This window comes from Rhizobacter sp. P1_G5 (assembly GCF_056405435.1).
In genome coordinates, this window is record NZ_JBFUCB010000367.1 from 1 (window position 1) to 6,136 (window position 6,136).

General features: G+C 68.4%; 4 protein-coding genes. All 4 read left to right on the forward strand.

From position 1 onward, the window contains the following. Positions 1–77: 77 nt before the first annotated feature. The 4 genes from accC (at position 78) to AC1D12_RS21910 (ending at position 6,126) form a co-directional block, all read left to right on the forward strand. Positions 78–2,078 carry an acetyl-CoA carboxylase biotin carboxylase subunit gene (accC, locus tag AC1D12_RS21895; protein ID WP_477842826.1) on the forward strand — a complete coding sequence of 667 codons (2,001 nt, stop codon included), beginning with the start codon at positions 78–80 and terminating at the stop codon, positions 2,076–2,078. Between the two features lie 4 nt (positions 2,079–2,082). Next, complete coding sequence (locus AC1D12_RS21900; RefSeq protein ID WP_465111782.1) at positions 2,083–2,553, forward strand: VOC family protein; 471 nt, start codon at positions 2,083–2,085, stop codon at positions 2,551–2,553. A gap of 94 nt (positions 2,554–2,647) precedes the next feature. Beyond that, positions 2,648–3,424 (forward strand): substrate-binding periplasmic protein, encoded by a 777-nt coding sequence (locus AC1D12_RS21905; protein ID WP_477842825.1) that lies wholly within the window; start codon positions 2,648–2,650, stop codon positions 3,422–3,424. Then, positions 3,421–6,126, forward strand: a complete 2,706-nt coding sequence (locus AC1D12_RS21910; protein WP_477826107.1) for an ATP-binding protein — start codon at positions 3,421–3,423, stop codon at positions 6,124–6,126. The genes AC1D12_RS21905 and AC1D12_RS21910 overlap by 4 nt, the downstream gene beginning before the upstream one ends. Positions 6,127–6,136 lie beyond the last annotated feature (10 nt).

Sequence of the window (6,136 nt, forward strand, 5' to 3'; positions counted from 1 at the left end):
CTCGTGATGCTGCGCAACAAGAAGATCGAGAACCCGTGGCGCAAGCACGGGAACATCCCGCTGTGAGGGGCATGAAGATGTTCACCAAGATCCTGATCGCCAACCGCGGCGAGATCGCCTGCCGCGTGATCCACACCGCGAAGAAGATGGGCATCCAGACGGTCGCCGTCTATTCCGATGCCGACCGCGACGCCCGCCACGTGGAGCTCGCCGACGAGGCGGTGCACATTGGTCCGGCACCGTCGCGCGAGTCCTACCTGGTGATGGACAAGATCATCGCCGCCTGCAAGCAGACCGGCGCGCAGGCGGTGCACCCGGGCTACGGCTTCCTCAGCGAGAACGAGGAGTTCGCGCGCCGCGTCGAGGAGGAAGGCATCGTCTTCATCGGCCCGAAGCATGCGTCGATCGCCGCGATGGGCGACAAGATCGCGTCGAAGAAGCTGGCGGCTGCCGCGAGGGTCAACACCATCCCCGGCCACAACGCCGCGATCGACACTGCGCAGCATGCGGTCGAGATCGCGAAAGGCATCGGCTACCCGGTGATGATCAAGGCGAGTGCCGGCGGCGGCGGCAAGGGCCTGCGCGTCGCGTTCAACGACAAGGAGGCGTTCGAAGGTTTCACCGCGTGCCAGAACGAGGCGCGCAACAGCTTCGGCGATGACCGCGTGTTCATCGAGAAATTCGTCGAGGAGCCGCGCCACATCGAGATCCAGGTGCTGGGCGATGCGCACGGCAACACCGTCTACCTGTGGGAGCGCGAGTGCTCGATCCAGCGCCGCCACCAGAAGGTGATCGAGGAGGCGCCCAGCCCCTTTCTCGATGAGAAAACCCGCCAGGCGATGGGCGAGCAGGCGGTGGCGCTCGCGAAGGCGGTGAACTACCAGTCGGCCGGCACGGTGGAGTTCGTGGTCGGCAAGGACCGCAGCTTCTACTTCCTCGAGATGAACACCCGGCTGCAGGTGGAGCACCCGGTGACCGAAGGCATCACCGGGCTCGACCTGGTGGAGCTGATGATCCGCGTGGCGGCCGGCGAGAAACTGCCGTTCACGCAAGGCCAGATCAAGCGCGACGGCTGGGCGATGGAGTGCCGCATCAACGCCGAAGACCCGTTCCGCAACTTCCTGCCGTCGACCGGCCGGCTGGTGCGCTACCTGCCGCCGGCCCAACAAGGCGGCGTGCGCGTGGACACCGGCGTCAGCGAGGGCGGCGAGATCCCGATGTTCTACGACTCGATGATCGCGAAGCTGATCGTGCACGGCCGCGACCGCGCCGACGCGATCGCGAAGATGCGCGAGGCGCTGAACGGCTTCGCGATCCGCGGCATCAACTCGAACATCCCGTTCCAGGCGGCGCTGCTCGCGCACCCGAAGTTCGTCGCCGGCGACTTCAATACCGGCTTCATCGCCGAGCATTTCCCGAAGGGCTTCTCGGCCGAACTGGTGACGCCTGCCGATCCGCTGTTCCTGCGCGCGCTGGCGGCGGTGGCAAACCGCCAGCACCTGGAGCGCGCGGCGCGCATCAGCGGGCAGATGCCGGGGCACGAGTTCCAGGTGGGCGATGCCTTCGTCGTCGTCGTGCCGCTGGGCGAAGGGCGCAGCGAGCGCACCGCGCTGACGGTGCGGCCGCAAGGGGGCGCTTACGACGTGCGCATCGGCGACGCGCAGTACCTGATCGAGTTCGATTCGAACCTGCGCGACCTGGTGATCCACGGGCACTGCAACGGCAAGCCCTTTGTCGCGCAGATCGAGCGGCTGGGGCTGCCGTACCGCGTCTCGCACGACGGCGCGGCCATCGAGGCGCGCGTGCTGGCGCCGCGCGTGGCCGAACTGCAGGCGCTGATGCCGTTCAAGGCGCCGCCGGACCTGTCCAAGTTCCTGCTGTCGCCGATGCCAGGGCTGCTGGTCGACGTGGCGGTGACACCGGGCCAGCAGGTGCGCGCCGGCGAGCGTCTCGCGACGATCGAGGCGATGAAGATGGAGAACATCCTGGTGGCCACGCAAGACGCCGTGGTCGCCGAGGTGTCGGCCGCGAAGGGCGAGAGCCTGGCGGTCGATCAGGTCATCATCCGTTTCGCGTGACGCCATGAGCACAACTCAACGCCCCTTCAAGGTCCTCGGCATCCAGCAGGTCGCGATCGGCGCCGAGCGCAAGGACCGGCTGCGCACGCTGTGGGTCGACATGCTGGGCCTGGAGGTCACCGGCAACTTCGTCAGCGAGCGCGAGAACGTCGATGAAGACATCTGCGCGATGGGGCATGGTGCATTCAAGGTCGAGGTCGACCTGATGCAGCCGCTCGACCTGCAGAAGAAGCCGGCGGTGCACACGACACCGCTGAACCACATCGGGCTGTGGATCGACGACCTGCCGCGCGCGGTCGAGTGGCTCACGGCRAACGGTGTGCGCTTCGCCCCCGGCGGCATCCGCAAGGGCGCGGCCGGCCACGACATCTGCTTCGTCCACCCGAAGAGCAACGATGAATTCCCGGTGGCCGGCGAGGGCGTGCTGATCGAGCTGGTGCAGGCGCCGCCGGAGATCGTCGCGGCGCTCGGCTGACCCCGGGCCCCGGGGCTGGCGCACCGAAGTGCGGCTGGCCTACACTGGGCGCCCGCGGGCTCGGGCGAACGCGGGCGGATCAGGAAGACCAGCCATGGATTCCATTGCCACTTCTGCAGTCGTAGGGGCGAGTCCGGCGAGGCGCTGGCTGCTGACCTGCTTGATCGGGTTCGCGCTGCCCCCCTCGCGCGCCGATGCGGCGCCGGCCCAGGCGGTGCTGCGGCTGGCACGCCTCGAGAACATTCCGGATCAATACGTCGGCGGCGAGATCCTGAAAGCCGTCTACCAGCGCCTGGACATCGCGATCGAGTTCGTCGACCTGCCGGCCAAGAGGGCCCTCGTCGAGTCGAGCCAGGGGCGCGTGGATGGGGAGGTGCACAGGATCCTCGCCGTGCAGAGCGAGTTTCCGTCGTTGCTGCCGGTGCGGGCTTCGATCAACTACATCGAGCCATYGGCCTTCGTGAAGCAGCGCGAACTCCGGATCGACGGCTGGAGCTCGATCGCGCCGTATTCGATCGGCATCGTTCGCGGCGTCGGCTCCTCCGAGCGTGGAACGAGCGGGATGAGCAAGGTCGAAGCGGTCGCGACGATGGAGCAGCTGATGCAGATGCTCGCCAGCGGACGCATCGATGTGGYGGTCTGCGATCGGTTCAGCGGTGTGCTGCTGAACAGGAAGCTGCGCCTCGACGCGGTGGTTCGCCCGTTGTCGCCGGCGCTGGAGCACATCCCGCTGTATCACTTCCTGCACGAGCGGCATCGCGAGCTCGTGCCCCGGGTGGAGAAGGTCGTCCAGGAGATGGAGGCCGGTGGCGAACTGGAACGCCTGCGTCGGGAGATCACGCTTCGCATGCTTCGCGAGGCCGAACGATGAGCGTTGTGTCCACGCCGGCCTGGAGCGGCGTGCGCCATGCCTTGTTCAACGGCAACGGCCTGGCCAAGCGCCTGCTGATTGCGGTGGTCCTGTTCAGCTCGCTGGTGACGACGTTCATCACGGCCGTCGATCTGTATGTCGACTACCGACGCGACTTGCGCGAGATCGACAGCGCGTTCCGCTTCATCGGGTCGAGCTACGCACCGTCGCTCGCGCACAGTGTCTGGCAGTTCGACGCGGAGGCGGTGCAAAGCCAGCTGGAGGGCCTGCTGCGGCTGCCCGACATCGAATCGGCCCGCATCGACGTCGAGGGCCGCACGCGCTGGTCGGTGGTCCGGGCCGAATCGCAGCGGCGCCTGCAGACCTCCGTGCCCCTGATGCATGAGCAAGGCGGAGCCGCCGTCCTCATCGGGACACTGCATGTGACCGCCAGCGTCGATGGCGTGCTCACGCGCATCGGGAGCCGGCTCGTGACCGCGCTGGTCGGCAATGCCGTCAAGACCGCGCTGGTGGCCGTGTTCCTGCTGCTCGTCTTCCAGTACATGGTGACCCAGCATCTGGCCAAGGTGGCGCGGCATGTTCGCAGCATCGATCCCCTGCACGCGGGGCCCGGCGATCCTCCGCTGGTGCTCGACCGGCATGCCGCCGGCCGCTGGCGTCCGGACGCGCTCGACACCGTCGTCGCGGCCATCAATGCGTTGTCGAACTCGGTGCGGCGGGCGAACCTCGAGGTCCAGGCGTCGCAGGCGCAGCTGGCCGACAGCGAGATGCGCTTGCGCCTCGGCATGGAGGCCGCGTCTGCAGGACTGTGGGAGTGCGACCTGGCCCTGCAGCGGGTCGAAGCCAATGACGAGTGCGCGCGCATCGTCGGCGTCGAGCCCTCGCAGCTGAGGCCGCAGCTCGCGTTCTGGCGCGAGCGCGTCCATCCCGACGACATCGAGGCCGTGGCGGCTGAACTGCGCAGCGATCCGGACCAGCGCACGAAGGCGCTGAGGATCGAGCTGCGGCTCAGGCATGAGCAGTTGGGTTGGCGCTGGGTCGTCCTGCGGGGCCGCATCGTCGAGCGCGACGCGCAGGGGGCGCCGCTGCGCGCGCTGGGAACGGCGATGGACGTCGACGATCGCAAGCGTGCCGAGGCGGCAGTGCGTGCGAGCGAGGCCCGATTGCGTGCGCTGACGGCCCACACGGCGGTGCTGATCTACGAGGTCGATGCGAACGGCCGCACGATCTTCGCCAACCGCGGCGACGATCCGCCGCGCCGGCGCGTTGTCGGGACCCTGGCGCAGGACTGGTATCCGCCTGAGCAAAGGGAACGCTTCAACGGCTACCTGCATGCCGCTTTCACGAGCGGCTCGCGCCAGAGCTTCGAGAGCATGCTGCCCAACGAAGCCGGCGTGCCGCGTCACTACGTCATCACGATCGCGCCGATCACCGCGGCAGACGGCGCGCGCAGCGTGGCCATCACGGCGCTGGATGTCTCGGAGCTGAAACAGGCCCAGGAGGCGTTGCTCGAGGCCAATCGTCGACTGGAGTCCCGGGTGCTGGAGCGCACCCGGGCGCTGGAAGCGGCACGCGACGAAGCCGAGCGCGCCAATCGCGGGAAGTCGGAGTTTCTCTCGCGCATGAGCCACGAACTGCGCACGCCGATGAACGCCATCCTCGGCTTCGCGCAGCTTCTCGAGATGACCGAGCGCTCGGACAAGCACGGCCACTGGCTTTCCGAGATCCGCCATGCGGGCGATCATCTGCTCGAACTGATCGACGAGCTGCTCGACCTGGCGCGCATCGAGGTCGGCAAGCTGAACGTCCGCCTGGCGCCGGTGGACCTGGATGCCGTCGTTCAAGAGGCCGTGTCGATGTGCCGCGTGGGCGCCGACGCACGGCAGGTGGCGTTGACCGCCGATGCGGGCGGTGACGCGCTGGCGGTCGTCGCCGATCGCACCCGCTTGCGGCAGATCCTGGTGAATTTCCTGTCCAACGCGGTCAAGTACAACCGCGTCGGGGGGCGTGTCGTCGTCCATCGGGATCGCAGCGCCGACGGCCGACGCGTGCGGGTCACCGTCAGCGACACCGGGCCGGGGATCGCGAGCGAAAGGCTGGCGCTGCTCTTCACGCCGTTCGAGCGTCTCGGCCAGGAGGACTCCGATGTGCAGGGTTCGGGCATCGGGCTGGCCTTGTCCAGGCGGCTGGCCGAGCTGATGCACTGCGACGTCGGTGCGGAGTCGGTCGAAGGCGAGGGCTCCCGCTTCTGGATCGAGCTGCCGCTCGCGGCAACGGACATCGAGGCCGCGGTGAGCGCGCCCCTGGCCGTGCAGCGCACGGCGCACCGGACGCTGCGTGTCCTGTACATCGAGGACAACCCGATCAACCTGGCACTGATGCAAGCCGCCTTCGAGGACCGCCCGGACCTGGAGCTGCTGACTGCCCAGGACGGGGCCAGCGGGGTGGCGATGGCCGGCGCCGAGCGGCCCGACGTGATCCTGCTCGACATCCTGCTGCCGCGCATGAGCGGCTTCGAGGTGCTGCAGGAGCTCCGGCGCGATCCGCGGCTGCGGGACACGCCGGTCGTCGCCGTGACCGCGTCGGCCATGGCCCACGACGTGGATCGAGGCAAGGCGGCCGGCTTCGCAGCCTACGTCACGAAGCCGTTCCGGTTCGACGAGTTGCTGGCGCTGGTCGTGACGCTGGGTGCCGGCCGCTGAACGCCGGACG